Genomic DNA, 16642 nt, shown 5'->3' with positions numbered 1-16642 from the left:
TGCTACCGGCGGCCGGCGGGGATCTGCGTGGTCGGGATCGCGGGTTCTCCGTGGGACAGGTTCAGCCCTTCCCACGGCAGACTGCGCAGCCCGGAAGCTACCAGCTCGCGTGCCGCGGCCACATTCGGTTTGGACACCACGTCGCCACCACGGACCAGCGGGACGGTCAACACCCGCGACGGCTCGGTGACCGAGGGCCGGCGGCCGGCCGGATACACCAGCTCCTCGGTGACGGTGCCGGACGTGCGCGTCAGGCGCAGCGCCTCTTTGCGGCCGCCGCGGGATTCCTTGTGGCTACTGCGCTTTTGCACCGGCATTCCGTCGACCTCGACCAGCTTGTAGACCATATTCGCCGTCGGCGCGCCCGAACCCGTCACGAGCGACGTGCCGACGCCGTAACTGTCCACCGGTTCGGCAGCCAGGGCGGCGATCGAGAACTCGTCGAGGTCGCCGGAGACCACGATGCGGGTTGCGGTGGCTCCCAGACCGTCGAGCTGCTCGCGGACCTGGCGGGCCAGCACGCCCAACTCCCCGGAATCGATACGGACCGCGCCGAGCGACTCCCCGGCGGCGGCCACGGCGTTGGCAACGCCGGTCGTCACGTCGTAGGTGTCCACCAGCAGCGTGGTGTCGACGCCCAACGCGTCGACCTGCGCGCGGAAAGCGGCCAGTTCGGTCACATCGGCGGGCTCTCCGCTCGCGTGCAGCATGGTGAACGCGTGCGCCGACGTGCCCTGCGCGGGGATTCCGTATCGGCGCTGGGCCTCGAGGTTGGAGGACGCGGCGAAGCCGGCGATATAGGCCGCGCGTGCCGCGGCGACCGCGGCATGCTCGTGGGTTCGCCGTGACCCCATCTCGATCAGCGGACGGTCCCTGGCCGCGCTCACCATTCGCGCCGCTGCGGACGCGACCGCCGTGTCGTGGTTGAAGATCGACAACGCCAGTGTCTCGAGCACGACGCATTCGGCGAACGTGCCGGTCACCGACAAGACGGGAGAGCCGGGGAAGTACAGCTCGCCTTCGGCGTAGCCGTCGATATCACCGCGGAACCGGAAATCGCGCAAGTAGCGCAACGCATCTGGATCGAGGAATTGCGCCAGCAGCTGACACGCCTCGTCGTCGAAGCCGAACTGCGGCAACGCTTCGAGCAGGCGCCCGGTCCCACAGACCACGCCGTAGCGGCGCCCCTCGGGGAGTCGGCGCGCGAACAATTCGAAGGTCGTCGGTCGGTCGGCGGTACCGTCTCGCAGCGCCGCCGCCAGCATCGTCAACTCGTACTTGTCGGTAAGCAGCCCAGTTACGACCGGGTCGTTCATTCCATAACGGTATCGGCTGCCCTCGGGGGCTCGGAAACCTCGCCGGTCGCTCGGTATCGTGGAGGCCATGGTTGTTATGTCAGCGCCCACTAAGCCGGGCACTACAGGACAACGCGAGTCCGCTCCGGTAGACGTCACGGCGAGTCCGTGGGTCACGGTCGTGTGGGATGACCCGGTCAACCTGATGACCTACGTGACGTATGTGTTCCAGAAGTTGTTCGGCTACAGCGAGCCGCACGCCACCAAGCTGATGCTGCAGGTGCACAACGAAGGCAGGGCGGTGGTGTCGGCCGGCAGCCGGGAGTCCATGGAAGTCGACGTGTCCAAGCTGCATGCGGCCGGGTTGTGGGCGACGCTGCAGCAGGACCGCTGATACTCGGGGCTGCGGCGAATACCTGTGCGCAAGTGGAAGCGCGTCGAGACCGCGGACGGTCCCCGTTTTCGGTCCGCCCTGGCGTCCCACGAGGCCGCCCTGCTGAAGAACCTGGCAACCGCCATGGTCGGGTTGCTCGATGAGCGTGAATCATCCTCGCCCGCAGACGAACTCGAGCAGATCACCGGCATAAAGACCGGAAACAGTGATCCGCCGAAGGACCCGACCCTGCGCCGGCTGCTGCCCGACTTCTTCCATCCCGACGACGACGACCCATCGGCTTCCGGCGCCGTAAATAGCCTCAACGCCGCGCTGCGCAGCCTGCACGAGCCCGAGATCATCGACGCCAAACGCCTTGCGGCGCAGCGGATGTTGGACACCGTTCCGGCAGACGGTGGCCGGTTCGACCTGACCGAGGAGGACGCGAACGCCTGGGTGGCGGCGGTGAACGACATCCGGCTCACGCTGGGGGTGATGCTCGAGGTCGGGCCCGAAGGGCCGGAGCGGCTGCCCGCTGACCACCCGCTGGCGGTGCACTTCGACGTGTACCAGTGGTTGACCGTCTTGCAGGAATACCTCGTCCTGGTGCTGATGGGGTCCCGATGAGCCCCGATGGACGCCGGATGGACGCCATCACCGACGTGGGGGGTATCCGCGTCGGTCACCATCATCGACTCGACCCCGACGCGTCCATGGGCGCCGGATGGGCCCGCGGCGTCACCGTCGTGCTGACCCCGCCCGGCACCGTCGGGGCCGTCGACTGTCGCGGCGGCGCCCCCGGTACCCGGGAGACCGACCTGCTGGACCCGGCCAACACCGTCCGCTACGTCGACGCCGTGTTGCTCGCCGGCGGCAGCGCGTACGGTCTGGCCGCCGCCGACGGCGTGATGCGCTGGTTGGAAGAACGCGAACGCGGGGTGGCGATGGATGGTGGCGTGGTGCCCATCGTGCCCGGTGCCGTGATCTTCGATCTGCCGGTCGGCGGCTGGGATCGCCGCCCGACGGCGGAGTTCGGCTACCTGGCTTGCGAAGCCGCGGCGAGTGGCGAGGGTGCGCCGGCCGTCGGGAACGTCGGTGCCGGCGTCGGGGCACGTGCCGGGGTGTTCAAAGGCGGAGTCGGGACCGCTTCCACGACGCTGCCGTCCGGGGCGACCGTTGGCGCGGTGGTAGTGGTGAATTCGGCCGGCGACGTCGCCGACCGGGCCACCGGCCTGCCGTGGATGGCGGACCTCATCCAGGAGTTCGCGCTGCGGCCACCGCCGAGGGAGGAGATCGACGCGTTCGCGCAGTTGCCGACCGCGTCGAGCTCGCTGGACAGCCCGCTGAACACCGTCATCGGCGTGGTGGCGACCGACGCGGCGCTGAGCCCGGCCGCGTGCCGGCGCGTGGCCGTGGCCGCGCAGGACGGCCTGGCCCGTACCGTCCGGCCAGCGCACACCCCGTACGACGGCGACACCGTGTTCGCCCTGGCCACCGGGGCCGTCGAGGTGCCACCCCCGCCCGACGCGCCCGCCTCGTTTTCGCCCGAGATGCGGCTGGCCGCGGAGGTCGGTGCCGCCGCAGCCGACTGCCTGGCGCGCGCGGTGCTGGTGGGCGTGTTCGCCGCGAATTCGGTGGCCGGCATACCGGCCTACCGCGAGGTGTTGCCCGGGGCGTTTACCCGATGAGAAGTTCCCCGCCGTCCGCGCCGGTAACCTGCAGCTATGGGTAAGACCACGGGGCGCTCCGGGACACCGGCGACGTCGGCAAAGCGTCCTCCGTGGGTGGTCGGCGCGGCCACGATCCTCACCTTCGTCGCGCTGCTGTACCTGATTGAGCTCATCGACCAGCTCACCCGGCACTCCCTGGACGAGAACGGCATCAGACCGCTGGAGGCCGACGGGCTGTGGGGGATCGTCTTTTCCCCGGTACTGCACGCCAGCTGGCAGCATCTGATGGCCAACACGGTCCCGCTGTTGGTGCTCGGATTCCTCATGACGCTCGCCGGCCTGAGCCGGTTCGTCTGGGCCACCGCGATCGTGTGGATCCTCGGCGGCTTCGGCACTTGGCTGATCGGGGACATGGGCAGCTCCTGCGGGCCGACGGATCACATCGGGGCCTCCGGCCTGATCTTCGGCTGGCTGGCCTTCCTGCTCGTGTTCGGGATCTTCGTGCGCCGCTTCGCGGACATCGCGATCGGGCTGGTGGTGTTGTTCGCCTACGGCGGAGTGCTCCTGGGTGCCATGCCGGTGCTCGGCAGATGCGGTGGCGTGTCCTGGCAGGGTCACCTATGCGGTGCGATCGCCGGCGTCGTCGCCGCGTATTGGTTGTCCGCGCCGGAACGCAAAGCCCGCGCGAAGAGAAAAGCCGGCGCCGCCACGCCGCGGCCCAAGACATGACCTCGCCGTTGGCGCCCGTCGGGATCTTCGACTCCGGCGTGGGGGGACTGACCGTCGCGCGGGCCATCATCGACCAACTGCCCGACGAGGACATCGTCTATGTGGGCGACACGGGTCACGGGCCATACGGTCCGCTCACGATTCCCGAGGTCCGCGCGCACGCGTTGGCCATCGGGGACGACCTTGTCGGGCGCGGGGTGAAGGCGTTGGTGATTGCGTGCAACACCGCGTCCGCGGCTTGTCTGCGGGATGCCCGCGAGCGGTATGACGTACCGGTCGTCGAGGTGATCCTGCCGGCGGTCCGTCGTGCCGTCGCCACGACGCGCAACGGCCGCATCGGTGTCATCGGCACCCAGGCGACCATCAACTCGCACGCCTACCAGGACGCGTTCGCCGCCGCGCGCGACACCGAGGTCACCGCCGTGGCCTGCCCGCGATTCGTCGACTTCGTGGAGCGCGGCGTGACCAGTGGCCGTCAAGTGCTCGGGCTGGCCGAGGGCTACCTCGAGCCGCTGCAACGCGCCCAGGTCGACACCCTGGTGCTCGGGTGCACGCATTACCCGCTGCTGTCCGGACTGATCCAGCTGGCCATGGGCGAGCAGGTGACGCTGGTGTCGAGCGCCGAGGAAACGGCCAAGGAGGTACTCCGCGTGCTCACCGAGCATGACCTGCTGCGCCCGCATGACGCGCCGCCCGCGACCCGGGTCTTCGAAGCCACCGGCGACCCCGAGGCATTCACCAAGTTGGCCGCGCGATTCCTCGGTCCCGCGGTCACCGGCGTGCAGCCCGTTCACCACGTGCGGATCGACTAGTGCTGACGAGATTCTCATCACACCAATGCGGCGATGTTTTCGTCACGGTCCTATCGGGCATGGCACAGTAGTGTCCGTGCGAATAACCGTGCTCGGCTGCTCGGGCAGCGTGGTAGGGCCGGATTCGCCCGCGTCGGGATATCTGCTCCGGGCACCGGACACACCGCCGATGGTCATCGACTTCGGCGGCGGCGTGCTGGGCGCGCTCCAGCGCTATGCCGATCCCGCCTCCGTGCACGTGCTCTTGTCCCATCTGCACGCCGACCACTGCCTCGATTTGCCCGGTCTGTTCGTGTGGCGGCGCTACCACCCGTCGCGGCCGGACGGCAAGGCGTTGTTGTACGGCCCCGGCGACACCTGGTCTCGGCTGGGTGCGGCGTCGTCACCGTATGGCGGTGAAATCGACGACTGCTCAGACATTTTCGACGTTCGGCACTGGGTCGACGGCGAACCGGTCACGCTCGGCTCGCTGACCGTGACACCGCGGGTGGTCGCCCACCCCACCGAGTCGTACGGCCTGCGGTTCACCGATTCGACCGGCGCCTCGTTCGTCTACAGCGGCGATACTGGCGTCTGTGATCAGCTGGTCGAGCTGGCGCGGGACGCCGACGTCTTCCTTTGCGAAGCCTCTTGGACGCACTCGCCGGACCGCCCGCCCGCTCTGCATCTGTCGGGCACCGAGGCCGGCCGGATCGCGGCGCAGGCCGGCGTTCGCGAGCTGTTGTTGACCCACATCCCGCCGTGGACCTCACGCGAGGACGTGATCAGCGAGGCCAAGGCCGAGTTCGACGGCCCCGTACATGCGGTGGTGTGCGGCGAATCTTTCGATATCCGCCGCTCTGAAAGGGTCTGAGCAAGCCCGCGTTAGGGTTGGCGTCGTGACCAGAAGAGAAGACGGTCGTCTTGACGACGAGCTCCGTCCCGTAGTCATCACCCGCGGATTCACAGACCACCCCGCGGGATCCGTACTCATCGAATTCGGCCACACCAAGGTGATGTGCACCGCCAGCGTCACCGATGGGGTGCCGCGCTGGCGCAAGGGGTCGGGTTTGGGATGGCTGACCGCCGAGTACGCGATGCTGCCGTCGGCAACCCATACGCGCTCCGATCGCGAATCCGTGAAGGGGCGGCCGTCCGGGCGCACCCAGGAGATCAGCCGACTGGTCGGCCGGTCGCTGCGGGCCTGCATCGATCTGGCGGCGTTGGGGGAGAACACCATTGCCGTCGACTGCGACGTGCTGCAGGCCGACGGCGGCACCCGCACCGCCGCCATCACGGGCGCCTTCGTGGCGCTGGCCGACGCCGTGACCTACCTGGCGGCGGCGGGCAAGTTGTCCGATCCGCGGCCGCTGTCGTGTGCCATCGCTGCGGTCAGCGTCGGGGTGGTCGACGGCAGGATCCGGGTGGACCTGCCCTACGAGGAAGACGCGCGGGCCGAGGTCGACATGAACGTCGTCGCCACCGACACCGGGACACTCGTGGAGGTGCAGGGCACCGGCGAGGGCGCGACGTTCCCGCGTTCGACGCTGGACAAATTGCTCGACGTGGCGCTAGCCGCTTGCGACAAGTTGTTCGCCGCCCAGCGCGAGGCGCTGGCCCTGCCCTATCCGGGTGAGCTGCCCGAGGGCTCGGCGCCGCCGAAGGCGTTCGGCAGCTGACCCGGCTTCTGGTCGGCAGCTTGACCTTGGCCTGACTGCCCGCGTTTACCATCGCCGACGCCGCGGCCAAGACGAGACCCCTTCCGGTCGGTCATGACTCGTCCTTCTGCAGCTCGAATATTGGGATGGTGCGTGTGGTTTTTGACTGGTAGTTCGCGAACGCGAACGCGGGTACGGTCGCGTTGATCTTGGGGATGATCGCCTGGCGTTCGGACGAGTCGAGCTCGTGCGCGACGACGTCGAACGAGTCGGAAGCGACTTCGACGCGCGCCCGCGGGTTGGCCCGCAGGTTGTGGACCCACCCCGGGTTGACGTCGGCGCCACCGTAACCCGCGACGATCAGCAGCTTGCCGTCGATACGGAAGACCACCAGCGGCGCGACGCGCGGCTCGCCGGACTTCGCGCCTTTCGTAGTGAGTAGCAACAGCTCGTTGCCCTCGAATCGTCCGCCGACCTTGCCGGCCTTGGCGCGAAACTCATCGGTGATGTTTTTATTGAGCGCCTTGAGCGTCTCGTTATCGGGTTTCTGACTCACCCTTGACGAAGCTACTTCGTCGCCCTGGCTATTCCTTGCGGAGCGTGTCGCGTTGTACGCCGGTGCTGCTGATGCCATTCGCGTCGCCGACCCATATCTCGCAGTCCGTAAGGTGGCCGGGGTGCATCGGCAACGGCCCAGACGCCTATTTGGGAATAGATGATGACCCGGCTTCTGGTCGCCAGCCGCAACCGCAAGAAGCTGGCCGAATTGCGCCGGGTGCTCGATGCGGCCGGCCTGACGGGGTTGACACTGGTCTCATTGCATGACGTGCCGCCCTTCGACGAGGCGCCCGAAACGGGCGCGACGTTCGAGGACAACGCGTTGGCCAAGGCGCGGGATGCATTCGCCGCGACGGGCCTGGCTTCGGTGGCCGACGACTCCGGCCTGGAGGTGGCCGCTTTGAACGGCATGCCCGGTGTCCTGTCGGCGCGCTGGTCGGGTGATCACGGCGACGACGCCGCCAACACCGCGCTGCTGTTGGCGCAGTTGCGCGACGTGCCCGACGAACGGCGCGGAGCGGCGTTCGTGTCGGCGTGCGCCCTGGCCGGGCCGTCCGGCGAGGTCGTCGTCCGCGGGGAGTGGCCCGGCAGCATCGCCCGGGAACCGCGGGGGGACGGCGGCTTCGGGTATGACCCGGTTTTCATTCCAGAGGGTTCCGACCGCACCGCGGCCGAGCTCAGCCCCGAGGAGAAGGACGCGGTCTCCCATCGCGGTCGTGCTCTCGCTTCGCTAGTGCCGGCGCTGCGCGACCTGCCCTAGAGCCTGCCGAGTGTGAAGCTGGCCGCACGTTCGGCCTCGAGTGTGAAGCCAGCCGCACACTCGAGCCCTACAGCCCGAATCGGGCCTTCACATCCCTGGTCTGGACTTGCTCGACGATGATGCCCAGGAGCGGGATGGTGCCGGCAAGCAGCACGCCGATCGTCTTGGGAATCGGCCACCGCACCTTGACCGCGAGATTGAACGCGGTCAGGACATAGATGAAGTACACCCAACCGTGGACCACCTCGATCCAGCGGATCTCGTGGTGCAAGACGAGATGCGAGACGATCTCGTAGCACAGCGCTATTAGCCAGAGACCCGTCGCCCACGCCATGACCCGGTAGCCGAGCAACGCGGTGCGGATCTTCTCGACGGGGAATGCCGACGCTGATCTTTCCGGTGTGGTCATGCGGTGGTCCTGTTCTGTTTTTCGGTGTCTTGTTTGGCAAGCTCGGCCAGGTAGGCGTTGTACTCCGCCAGCGCGGGGTCATCGGACGTCTGTTGCGTCGGCTTGGGGCGCTCGGGCAGCAAGCCGACGGGTATCTCGGTGACGGCGGCGTCCTGCCGAGGCTCCGGTGGCATCTCTTCGTAGCGCACGTACTTGCGGTACGCGTACACGCAGAACCAGGCGAACAGCGGCCACTGCAGCGCATAGCCGAGGTTCTGGAACGTGCCCGACACCGACTGGAACCTGGTCCACTGCCACCAGCCCAGCGCGAGGCAACCGCACGCCGCGACGATCACCAAGGCGATCAGCGCGGGCCTGCGACGATGCGTAGTGGACACCCCTTGACGGTACCGCTCACGATCTGGGTCCGACGAATTCGTCGAGGCGCCGCCGTCCGGTCGCTTCCTGTACTGGGCGGTACGATCGCTGAGGCGCGCGGGCGTGGCGAAATGGCATACGCGCCGGCTTTAGGTGCCGGTGCTCGAAAGAGCGTGAGGGTTCGAGTCCCTCCGCCCGCACTCATCTTCAAGGGCGGTCCATGCAGCGGTCTGACTGGCTTCGACATCATCAGCACGTGGTATTGGAGTGAGCTTTCTCTGGGCCCTTTTGGTACTTCTGTACGAAAACCGCCTCTCGGAGGCGGCTGTCACGCTAACCTCCCCCAAGGCGGCGCTCGGGACTGCCACGGCAGGTTCACAAGCCAAATTCAGGGGGAAATACGCATGGTTCGTTCTGTGCTCGTCGGCGCCGCAATGTTCATCTCGGCTGCCATCGGTTCGGCGCCCATCGCGAGCGCTCAACCGCCTTTAGTGGTCGCCCCGCTGTCGCCGCACGCGCCACTTCCGTTGTGCGGCGGCTACACCAACGTCGACGGAAACTGCGTGCCATCGCCGGACCACACCCGGAGCAACCTTCCGGACGGCGACGGCACATACAGCCACTCCCAACACAAGCAGGGGTCGGGCTCCTGGCACGGCGGCACCGGTCGGTCGAAATAGGTCAGCCTGCTTCGCTGCGTCGCCAATCGCTGTGTCTCCCTGAGGTCGTTGCGAGTTAGCCAATTTGGCTGCGAAATCGTCTGAGCAACATAAGGTTTCACTCCATGCGACGGGGGATAGGGGGAGGAGCTTTCGGCGTCCGAGGCGGTATCTCAACGCGAGGGATGGGGTCGGTGTTGGCCTGTTCTCGGCGGGCACGTCATGGCGGGGAGGAAGATGACGAGGTAGCTCTGCTGATGGGTGAACACCGCGAATCGGCCACCCCAAGCTCGCCGAGTTGAAGCGCAAAGCGTCCGAGGCCGACCTGGTTATCGACTAGGCGTCCAGGAAGCGCGCGCGAACCTCCGGCGGCGGCAGCGGACAGGTGTCGTACTTGCCGAAGATGCGGTAGCGGACGTCGGCGACCCTGTCGTATAGCCAGTCCCGTAGGGGAGTGGGGATGACGCGGGCGACCTCGAGCAGCTTCCACGGCCCGCCAAGGTAATCCACCACCCGCAACGCGGCGGCGGATCGCACGGCGACGCGTTCTCCAGGCTGCTCGGGCTCGTCGACGAACACCACGGAGTCCACGTCCTTGATGGATGGGTGCCGGGCAAAGACCGCTTGGGCGAAGTCGCTGTCCAAGGCCGCAAAGCGCAGGGTGCCGTGGTGATCGAACCGAAGTATCGTGCGCACCGCGGCGTTGCAGACGCCGCAGACCCCGTCGTAAAGCAACACGGGCGGCACCGTTTCGCTGCTCACGCTTCCAGGCTACTGGCCCAACAGCCCGCGGGCCACGAGTTGACCTTTGGTAAGGCAACCCTTAGTTTTGCGGTAACTTGTCGAGTGGAGGGTCCGCCGGGCCCCCGTTCGGTGAAGTCGTCGCGGAGTTGAGCGCCGCAGGAAGGGACCGTTGATGGCGCGCGGGTTCTCCGGTGTGATGTTGCGAAGCTTCGGCGCACGTGACCACACCGCAACGGTGATCGAAACCGTCCGGATTGCGCCGCATTTCGTGCGGGTGCGCATGACATCCCCGACGTTGTTCGAAGACGTGGACGCCGAGCCCGCCGCGTGGCTGCGGTTCTGGTTTCCGGACCCGGACGGATCCAACACCGAGTTCCAGCGTGCCTACACGATCTCGGAGGCCGACGTCCCCAGCGGCCGCTTCTCCGTCGACGTCGTGCTGCACGAGCCCGCCGGCCCGGCGTCGAAGTGGGCGCGCACCGTGCAGCCCGGCGCGACGATCGCCGTCATGGCGCTGATGGGCTCGTCCCGATTCGACGTGCCCGACGAACAACCGGCCGGCTACCTGCTGATCGGCGACTCGGCGTCGATCCCCGGGATGAACGGCATCATCGGGGTCATCCCCGACGACGTCCCGATCGAGATGTATCTCGAGCAGCGCGACGACAACGACGTCCTGATCCCGCTCGCTCAGCACCCTCGCCTGCAAGTGCACTGGGTCGCGCGGAGCGACGAGCGGTCACTTGCCGCGGCGATTGATAACCGCGACTGGTCCAACTGGTATGCCTGGGCCACGCCCGAGGCGACGGTGCTCAAGCACGTGCGGACGCGACTGCGCGACGAGTTCGGTTTCCCCAAGTCGGTAATACATGCGCAGGCGTACTGGAGTGCCGGGCGTGCGATGGGAACCCGCCGCGGCGACGAGCCGGAGCCGGTGAACGACGTTGTCCCCGAGCATGTTTGCCCACCAAAGCCGCCCGACAACACGCCCGCCCCGGCGGCCCGCGGAAGTTGGCGCGCCCAGGGCGCCGGCCGGTTGCTCGCGCCGCTGCGCTCGGCGCTGATCCTCTCCGGCGTGTTGCAGGCCGTCATCACGGTGGTGCAGCTGGCGCCGTTCGTGCTGTTGGTCGAGCTGTCCCGGCTGCTGGTAGCCGGGGCGCCCGCATCGCGACTCTGGGACGTCGGAATCGCCGCCGTCGCGCTGCTCGGAACGGGAACCGTGCTGGGTGCGGCCCTCACGCTGTGGCTGCACGTCATCGACGCGCGATTCGCCGCCGACCTGCGTTCGCGGTTGTTGCGCAAGCTATCTCGGCTACCGCTGGGCTGGTTCACCGCGCGCGGATCGGGCTCGATCAAACAGCTGCTGCAGGACGACACGCTCTCACTGCACTATCTGGTCACCCACGCCATCCCCGACGCGGTCGCGGCGATCGTCGCGCCAGTCGCGGTGCTGGTCTACCTCTTCGTCGTCGACTGGCGCGTAGCGCTCGTGCTATTCCTGCCCGTCCTGGTGTACCTGGTGTTGACGTCGTCACTCACCATTCAGTCGGGCCCGCGCATCCCCCAATCACAGCGCTGGGCCGAGAAGATGAGCGGTGAGGCCGGCGCCTACCTGGAGGGCCAGCCGGTGATCCGCGTCTTCGGCGGGGCGGCCCCATCAAGCTTCCGCCGCCGCCTGGACGAGTACGTCGAATTCCTGGTCTCCTGGCAGCGCCCGCTGGCCGGCAAGAAGACGCTCATGGACCTGGTTACCCGGCCGTCGACATTCCTGTGGCTGATCGCGCTCACGGGCACCCTGCTCACCGTCACCGGGCGAATGGATCCGGTGAACCTCCTGCCGTTCCTGTTGCTGGGCACCACCTTCGGCGCGCGACTGCTCGGGATCGCGTACGGGGTCGGCGGTATCAGTGCCGGCATGCTTGCCGCCCGGCGCCTGCAGAACACGCTCGACGAGCCCGAGCTCGACGTGCGTGAGCAGGAGCGGTCCGGAGATTCGTCGGCGGCGGTGGTGTTCGACGATGTCAGTTTCGGCTATCGCCCGGGGGTTCCGGTGATCCAGGGCGTCTCGCTGACGCTGCGGCCCGGCACGGTCACCGCCCTCGTGGGGCCGTCGGGGTCCGGCAAGTCGACGTTGGCCGCCCTCCTGGCCCGCTTTCACGATGTCGACCAGGGCGTGATACGCGTTGGGGGACAAGATATCCGGGCGATGACCGCCGACGAACTCTACGCAAAGGTCGGCTTCGTCCTGCAGGAGACGCAGCTGGTGCACGGCACCGTCGCGGAGAACGTCGCGCTGGCCGTCCCCGATGCCACCGCGGCGCAGATCCAGGAGGCGGCGCGTCAGGCGCAGATCCACGACCGGATCATGCGATTGCCCAACGGCTACGACACCGTGCTGGGCGCGGAAACCGCCCTTTCGGGCGGCGAACGACAGCGGCTGACCATCGCCCGGGCGATCCTGGCGGATACCCCGGTGCTGATCCTGGACGAGGCCACCGCGTTCGCCGATCCGGAATCGGAATACCTTGTGCAGCAAGCGCTTAGCCGGTTGACTCAGGATCGAACCGTTTTGGTGATCGCCCATCGATTGCACACCATCACCGGAGCCGACCAGATCGCCGTGCTCGACCACGGCCGGATCGCCGAAGGCGGCACGCACGACCAGCTTTTTGCCGCTGACGGTCGGTATCGACGGCTGTGGGAGCGTGGCCGTCGAGAACCGGTCGCGGCCACCACGGTTCAGGAGGGGGCGCGATGATCCGCACGTGGTTGGGCCTGGTGCCCGCGGATCGCCGGGCCAAGGTGATCGCCTATGCCGCGCTCGCGGTGCTCTCGGTGGTGGTGCGGGCGGTGGCCACCGTCCTGCTGGTTCCCTTGGTGGGCGCCCTGTTCGGCGATGATCCGCGCCGCGCGCTGGTGTGGCTGGGCTGGCTCTCCGCCGCCACCGTGATCGGATGGGTGATCGACACCGCGACCGCGCGCATCGGCTTCGGCCTCGGCTTTGCCGTGCTCGACCACAGCCAGCACGATGTGGCGGACCGGTTGCCCGGCGTCCGGCTGGACTGGTTCACCGCCGAGCACACCGCGACCGCACGGCAGGCGATTGCCGCCACGGGACCCGAACTGGTCGGCCTCGTCGTCAACCTGTTGACCCCGCTGATCTCGGCCATCCTGCTGCCCGCGGCCATCGGGCTGGCCTTACTCCCGGTTTCATGGCAGCTCGGCGCGGCCGCGCTGGGCGGCGTGCCCCTGCTGCTGGGGGCGCTGTGGGCGTCGGCGCGGCTGACGCGGCGAGCCGACGCCGCGGCCGACGAAGCCAATGGCGCCCTCACCGAACGGATCATCGAGATCGCCCGCACCCAGCAGGCGTTGCGGGCCGCGCGGCGCGTCGAGCCCGCGCGCAGCCTGGTCGGGGATGCGCTGGCCGCGCAGCACGGTGCGACCATGCGGCTGTTGTCCATGCAGATCCCGGGCCAGCTGCTGTTCAGCCTTGCCAGCCAGCTCTCCCTGATCCTGCTGGCAGGCGCGACCGCCGCGCTGACGGTAAACAAGACGGTCACGATCCCGGAAGCCATCGCCCTGATCGTCGTCATCGTGCGCTATCTGGAGCCGTTCACCACGATCAGCGAGCTGGCACCGGCGTTGGAGAGCACCCGCGCCACGCTCGATCGCATTCGCTCGGTCCTCACCGCGCCGCTGATGAACGCCGGGGCGGCCACGTTGCCCGACGCCGCCGCGGCGCCGCGCATCGAGTTCGACGACGTCACTTTTCGCTATGACGGTGCGACCGTGCCGGTGCTCGATGGGGTGAGCTTCACCTTGGCGCCGGGGGGCACCACGGCGATCGTCGGACCGTCAGGATCGGGCAAGAGCACCATCCTGGCGCTGATCGCCGGACTGCACGAACCCACCCGCGGCCGGGTCCTGATCGACGGCGTCGACGCGGCGACGCTGGACGCCGAAGCCCGCCGGGCGGCGAGCAGCGTGGTGTTCCAACATCCCTATCTCTTCCACGGGTCGATCCGCGACAACGTGTTCGCCGGGGATCCCGGCGCCGGCGACGGCCAGTTCAAACGAGCGGTCGTCCTCGCCCGTGTAGATGAACTCATCAATCGGCTGCCCGACGGTGCCGACACGATCGTCGGCGAGGCCGGTTCCGCGCTTTCCGGGGGTGAACGCCAACGGGTCAGCATCGCGCGGGCACTGCTCAAGCCGGCGCCGATCCTGCTGGTCGACGAGGCGACCAGCGCCCTGGACACCGAGAACGAGGCCGCGGTGGTCGACGCGCTCACACTAGACCCGCGCTCACGCACCCAGGTGATCGTCGCGCACCGGTTGGCCAGCATCAGCCACGCCGACCGCGTCCTGTTTCTGGACGACGGCCGAGTGATCGAGGACGGCACGGTCGACGAATTGCTCGCGGCGGGTGGGCGTTTCGACGAGTTCTGGCGCCAGCAGCATGAGGCCGCCGACTGGCGGATTCTCGCGGACTAGGTCACCGTAGTTGACCGCAGCACTTGCGGTATGCCTTACAGTTTGTCAGTCGGACGGAGCGGTCCGGGTACAGGAGGCGTGCTGTTCATGAGTGCTGTGGTGTCGATTCCGCGGTATCCCGGCGACGTGACCCCGCAATGGCTGTCGGCCGCGCTCAGCGGGCGTGGCGCCCCTGTCGGGGTCGCCGACGTCGACGTGGTCGCGATCGGCACCGGGCAGACCGGTGCCACCTACCGAGTGTGCGCCCGGTACGCGACCGACCCCGGTGACTTGCCGCAGACCTTCGTCATCAAACTGCCGGCCCTGGACGACACCGTGCGCGACCGGGTCGTCATCGGATATCGCAGCGAATGCGCGTTCTACTCATCCGTGGCGGACCGGGTGCAGGTGCCGACGCCGCAGTGCTTCTACTCCGAGATCACCGAGGATGCGATGGATTTTGCGTTGCTCCTCGCCGACCAGGCGCCGGCGGTGCAGGGCGATCAGCTGGCCGGTTGCGGGGAGACGGAAGCGCGCCTCGCGGTTACCGCTCTGGCCGGGCTGCACGCGCCCAGCTGGTGTGATCCCGTCTGGCTCGACTTCCCGGGCATCGCGTTCGCCAGGCCGGACGAGGCGGGCGCCGGCGGCATGGGCGAAGTGGCGAAGATGAGCGCCGATATCACGCTGGACAAGCTGGGCGACCGGATGAGCGCCGAAGACCGCGAGACCTTCAGCACGGCAATGGGTTTGGTCACGCCGTGGCTGCTCTCCGAGTATGACCGGTTCGCCCTGCTGCACGGCGACTATCGCCTGGATAACCTGCTCTTCGACCCGGACCGGACCCGGGTCAGCGTGGTCGACTGGCAGACGCTCGGCGTCGGTTTGCCGGCCAGGGATCTCGCCTACTTCACCGCGACGAGTCTCAATTCGCAGCTGCGCGCGAGTATCGAAGAGGAGCTCGTCGCCGACTATCACCGCGCCTTGGTGGCCTGCGGCGTCACCGGCTATGACCGCGAAACATGTTGGCGCGATTACCGGCTCGGGGTGTTGCAGGCGCCGCTGATCTCGGCGTTGGGGTTCGCGTTCGCCGCCGCCACCGAACGCGGCGACGACATGGTGCTGACCATGCTCGGCCGAGGCTGTCGAGCGATCCGCGAACTCGGGACGCTGGAACTGATCGGCTGAGAACTCTACAGGTCGCCGGTGAAATCCGCGCTGAGCCAGCGGTCGGGGCGAATGGTGAACAACACCTCTTCCACGCCCTCCATGCTGCGGATGAACGCGCGGCCGCCTTCCTCACCGAGGTAGCGGATGGCGACGGCCTCCTGCACGTCGGCCGGGGCAGGCTTGGTGGTATCGACGATCGTGCCCTCGACCACCACGTATTGGTAGGGGGGCTCCTCGCGCTGGACCACCAGCGTCACCTTGCCCGCCCGCTCGATGAGCCGCGCCTTGCGGCTGGACGCTCCGGTCATGATCCGGACGTCGCCACCGGGGGTGTAGTCGTACCAGATCGGGACGCTGGCGGGCGGCCGGCCGTCGGCGGCGTCGACGGACAGCACGGCCACGTGCTTGGCGGCCAGAAACTCCTGACGTTCGCTCTCGGTGAAGGCTTTCATGTGCCCTGCAAGCGCCGATGCCGGTGAATATATTCCCGGGATCGGGCGACCGGTCAGTACTGCGTCGAGCCCTGATCGACCGGTATGCGGGCAGCGGTCACCTTGCGGGACTCATCGCTGGCCAGCCAGCACACCGTATCGGCGATCTCCTCCGGCTCGGCAACCCAGTCGGGCAGGAATGGGGTGAGGACATTGGACAGCTGGGGGTTGGTCTCCATGGCCTTGCCCACCGCCGCGACCATGTCGCCCGTTCCCATCGGAGTGTTCACCGGTCCGGGATGAACGCTGTTCACGCGGATCGAATGCTTGCCCAGCTCGGCGGCGAAAGCCCGCGCCATTCCGGTGACGGCGTGCTTGCTTGCCGTGTAGTGAATCATGAACGGCTGCATCTTCATGCCGGCCGCGGAACTGATCAGAATGATGGAGCCGCCGCGGCCCCCCTCGATGATCCTGTTGGCGCCGGCCATCACGGTGTTCCAGGTACCGGTCACGTTGATGTCCATGACGTCGCGGAAGTTTTCCGGCGTGATGTCGTTCCAGGCCTGCG

19 protein-coding genes and 1 tRNA gene are annotated in these 16642 nt (G+C 67.9%); 13 read left to right on the top strand and 7 right to left on the bottom strand.

The genetic code is table 11. The features are described 5' to 3' along the window. Nucleotides 1-2 precede the first annotated feature (2 nt). Nucleotides 3-1316: a nicotinate phosphoribosyltransferase gene (locus tag A5756_RS05265; protein ID WP_066948369.1), complete on the bottom strand. Its 1314-nt coding sequence runs from the start codon at nucleotides 1314-1316 to the stop codon at nucleotides 3-5. Between the two features lie 67 nt (nucleotides 1317-1383). Here A5756_RS05265 and clpS point away from each other — a divergent pair, with 67 nt between their 5' ends. The 7 genes from clpS to rph all read left to right on the top strand — a co-directional run bounded on the left by clpS (nucleotide 1384) and on the right by rph (nucleotide 6537). After that, nucleotides 1384-1689: an ATP-dependent Clp protease adapter ClpS gene (gene clpS / locus A5756_RS05260; RefSeq protein ID WP_066948522.1), complete on the top strand. Its 306-nt coding sequence runs from the start codon at nucleotides 1384-1386 to the stop codon at nucleotides 1687-1689. A gap of 24 nt (nucleotides 1690-1713) precedes the next feature. After that, nucleotides 1714-2295: a DUF2017 domain-containing protein gene (locus tag A5756_RS05255; RefSeq protein WP_066948366.1), complete on the top strand. Its 582-nt coding sequence runs from the start codon at nucleotides 1714-1716 to the stop codon at nucleotides 2293-2295. A gap of 17 nt (nucleotides 2296-2312) precedes the next feature. Continuing rightward, nucleotides 2313-3356, top strand: a complete 1044-nt coding sequence (locus A5756_RS05250; RefSeq protein WP_066948361.1) for a P1 family peptidase — start codon at nucleotides 2313-2315, stop codon at nucleotides 3354-3356. Nucleotides 3357-3392: 36 nt separating this feature from the next. Then, nucleotides 3393-4067, top strand: a complete 675-nt coding sequence (locus tag A5756_RS05245) for a rhomboid family intramembrane serine protease (protein ID WP_066948358.1) — start codon at nucleotides 3393-3395, stop codon at nucleotides 4065-4067. Further along, nucleotides 4064-4879 (top strand): glutamate racemase, encoded by an 816-nt coding sequence (gene murI, locus A5756_RS05240; RefSeq protein WP_066948354.1) that lies wholly within the window; start codon nucleotides 4064-4066, stop codon nucleotides 4877-4879. Before A5756_RS05245 ends, murI begins: the two co-directional genes overlap by 4 nt. A 70-nt stretch (nucleotides 4880-4949) precedes the next feature. After that, nucleotides 4950-5732, top strand: a complete 783-nt coding sequence (locus A5756_RS05235) for a cyclic nucleotide-degrading phosphodiesterase (protein WP_066948350.1) — start codon at nucleotides 4950-4952, stop codon at nucleotides 5730-5732. A gap of 25 nt (nucleotides 5733-5757) precedes the next feature. Then, nucleotides 5758-6537, top strand: a complete 780-nt coding sequence (gene rph, locus A5756_RS05230; RefSeq protein WP_066948346.1) for a ribonuclease PH — start codon at nucleotides 5758-5760, stop codon at nucleotides 6535-6537. Between the two features lie 91 nt (nucleotides 6538-6628). Here rph and A5756_RS05225 read toward each other — a convergent pair whose 3' ends face one another. Beyond that, a complete protein-coding gene (locus A5756_RS05225) occupies nucleotides 6629-7072 on the bottom strand; it encodes a nitroreductase family deazaflavin-dependent oxidoreductase (RefSeq protein ID WP_066948330.1) in 444 nt (147 codons plus the stop codon). Between the two features lie 159 nt (nucleotides 7073-7231). Here A5756_RS05225 and rdgB point away from each other — a divergent pair, with 159 nt between their 5' ends. Continuing rightward, nucleotides 7232-7834 (top strand): RdgB/HAM1 family non-canonical purine NTP pyrophosphatase, encoded by a 603-nt coding sequence (gene rdgB / locus A5756_RS05220; protein WP_197505383.1) that lies wholly within the window; start codon nucleotides 7232-7234, stop codon nucleotides 7832-7834. A gap of 67 nt (nucleotides 7835-7901) precedes the next feature. On the opposite strand, the gene A5756_RS05215 is transcribed toward rdgB, so the two are convergent. Beyond that, on the bottom strand, nucleotides 7902-8243 hold the full coding sequence (locus A5756_RS05215; RefSeq protein ID WP_066948327.1) for a DUF3817 domain-containing protein: 342 nt from the start codon (nucleotides 8241-8243) through the stop codon (nucleotides 7902-7904). Beyond that, a complete protein-coding gene (locus A5756_RS05210; RefSeq protein WP_066948324.1) occupies nucleotides 8240-8620 on the bottom strand; it encodes a hypothetical protein in 381 nt (126 codons plus the stop codon). Before A5756_RS05210 ends, A5756_RS05215 begins: the two co-directional genes overlap by 4 nt. A gap of 97 nt (nucleotides 8621-8717) precedes the next feature. Here A5756_RS05210 and A5756_RS05205 point away from each other — a divergent pair. Beyond that, nucleotides 8718-8800 (top strand) — tRNA-Leu (locus A5756_RS05205). A 204-nt stretch (nucleotides 8801-9004) separates the two neighbouring features. Further along, nucleotides 9005-9280 carry a DUF3761 domain-containing protein gene (locus A5756_RS05200; protein WP_082959988.1) on the top strand — a complete coding sequence of 92 codons (276 nt, stop codon included), beginning with the start codon at nucleotides 9005-9007 and terminating at the stop codon, nucleotides 9278-9280. 315 nt (nucleotides 9281-9595) lie between these two features. Here the strand turns inward: A5756_RS05200 and A5756_RS05195 are convergent, their stop codons facing one another. Beyond that, entirely contained in the window at nucleotides 9596-10021 is a 426-nt protein-coding gene (locus A5756_RS05195) for a thiol-disulfide oxidoreductase DCC family protein (RefSeq protein WP_066948318.1), read from the bottom strand. Nucleotides 10022-10175: 154 nt separating this feature from the next. Between A5756_RS05195 and A5756_RS05190 the strand changes: the two genes are divergently transcribed. From A5756_RS05190 to A5756_RS05180, 3 genes are all read left to right on the top strand, one after another. Beyond that, nucleotides 10176-12761, top strand: a complete 2586-nt coding sequence (locus tag A5756_RS05190) for an ABC transporter ATP-binding protein/permease (protein WP_066948315.1) — start codon at nucleotides 10176-10178, stop codon at nucleotides 12759-12761. After that, nucleotides 12758-14497, top strand: coding sequence for an ABC transporter ATP-binding protein (locus A5756_RS05185; RefSeq protein WP_066948311.1), 1740 nt, complete (start codon nucleotides 12758-12760; stop codon nucleotides 14495-14497). The genes A5756_RS05190 and A5756_RS05185 overlap by 4 nt, the downstream gene beginning before the upstream one ends. 87 nt (nucleotides 14498-14584) lie before the next feature. Then, nucleotides 14585-15661, top strand: coding sequence for a phosphotransferase family protein (locus tag A5756_RS05180; protein WP_066948515.1), 1077 nt, complete (start codon nucleotides 14585-14587; stop codon nucleotides 15659-15661). Nucleotides 15662-15666: 5 nt separating this feature from the next. On the opposite strand, the gene A5756_RS05175 is transcribed toward A5756_RS05180, so the two are convergent. Then, nucleotides 15667-16095 carry a pyridoxamine 5'-phosphate oxidase family protein gene (locus A5756_RS05175; protein ID WP_066948308.1) on the bottom strand — a complete coding sequence of 143 codons (429 nt, stop codon included), beginning with the start codon at nucleotides 16093-16095 and terminating at the stop codon, nucleotides 15667-15669. A 53-nt stretch (nucleotides 16096-16148) separates the two neighbouring features. Continuing rightward, nucleotides 16149-16642: SDR family oxidoreductase (locus A5756_RS05170; RefSeq protein ID WP_156659243.1), on the bottom strand; the 494-nt coding region annotated here is incomplete at its 5' end.

Source organism: Mycobacterium sp. 852002-53434_SCH5985345, assembly GCF_001667155.1.
Taxonomy (GTDB): Bacteria; Actinomycetota; Actinomycetes; order Mycobacteriales; family Mycobacteriaceae; genus Mycobacterium.
Note: the sequence above shows the minus strand (reverse complement) of the source record. Positions and strands in the feature narration are given on the sequence as shown.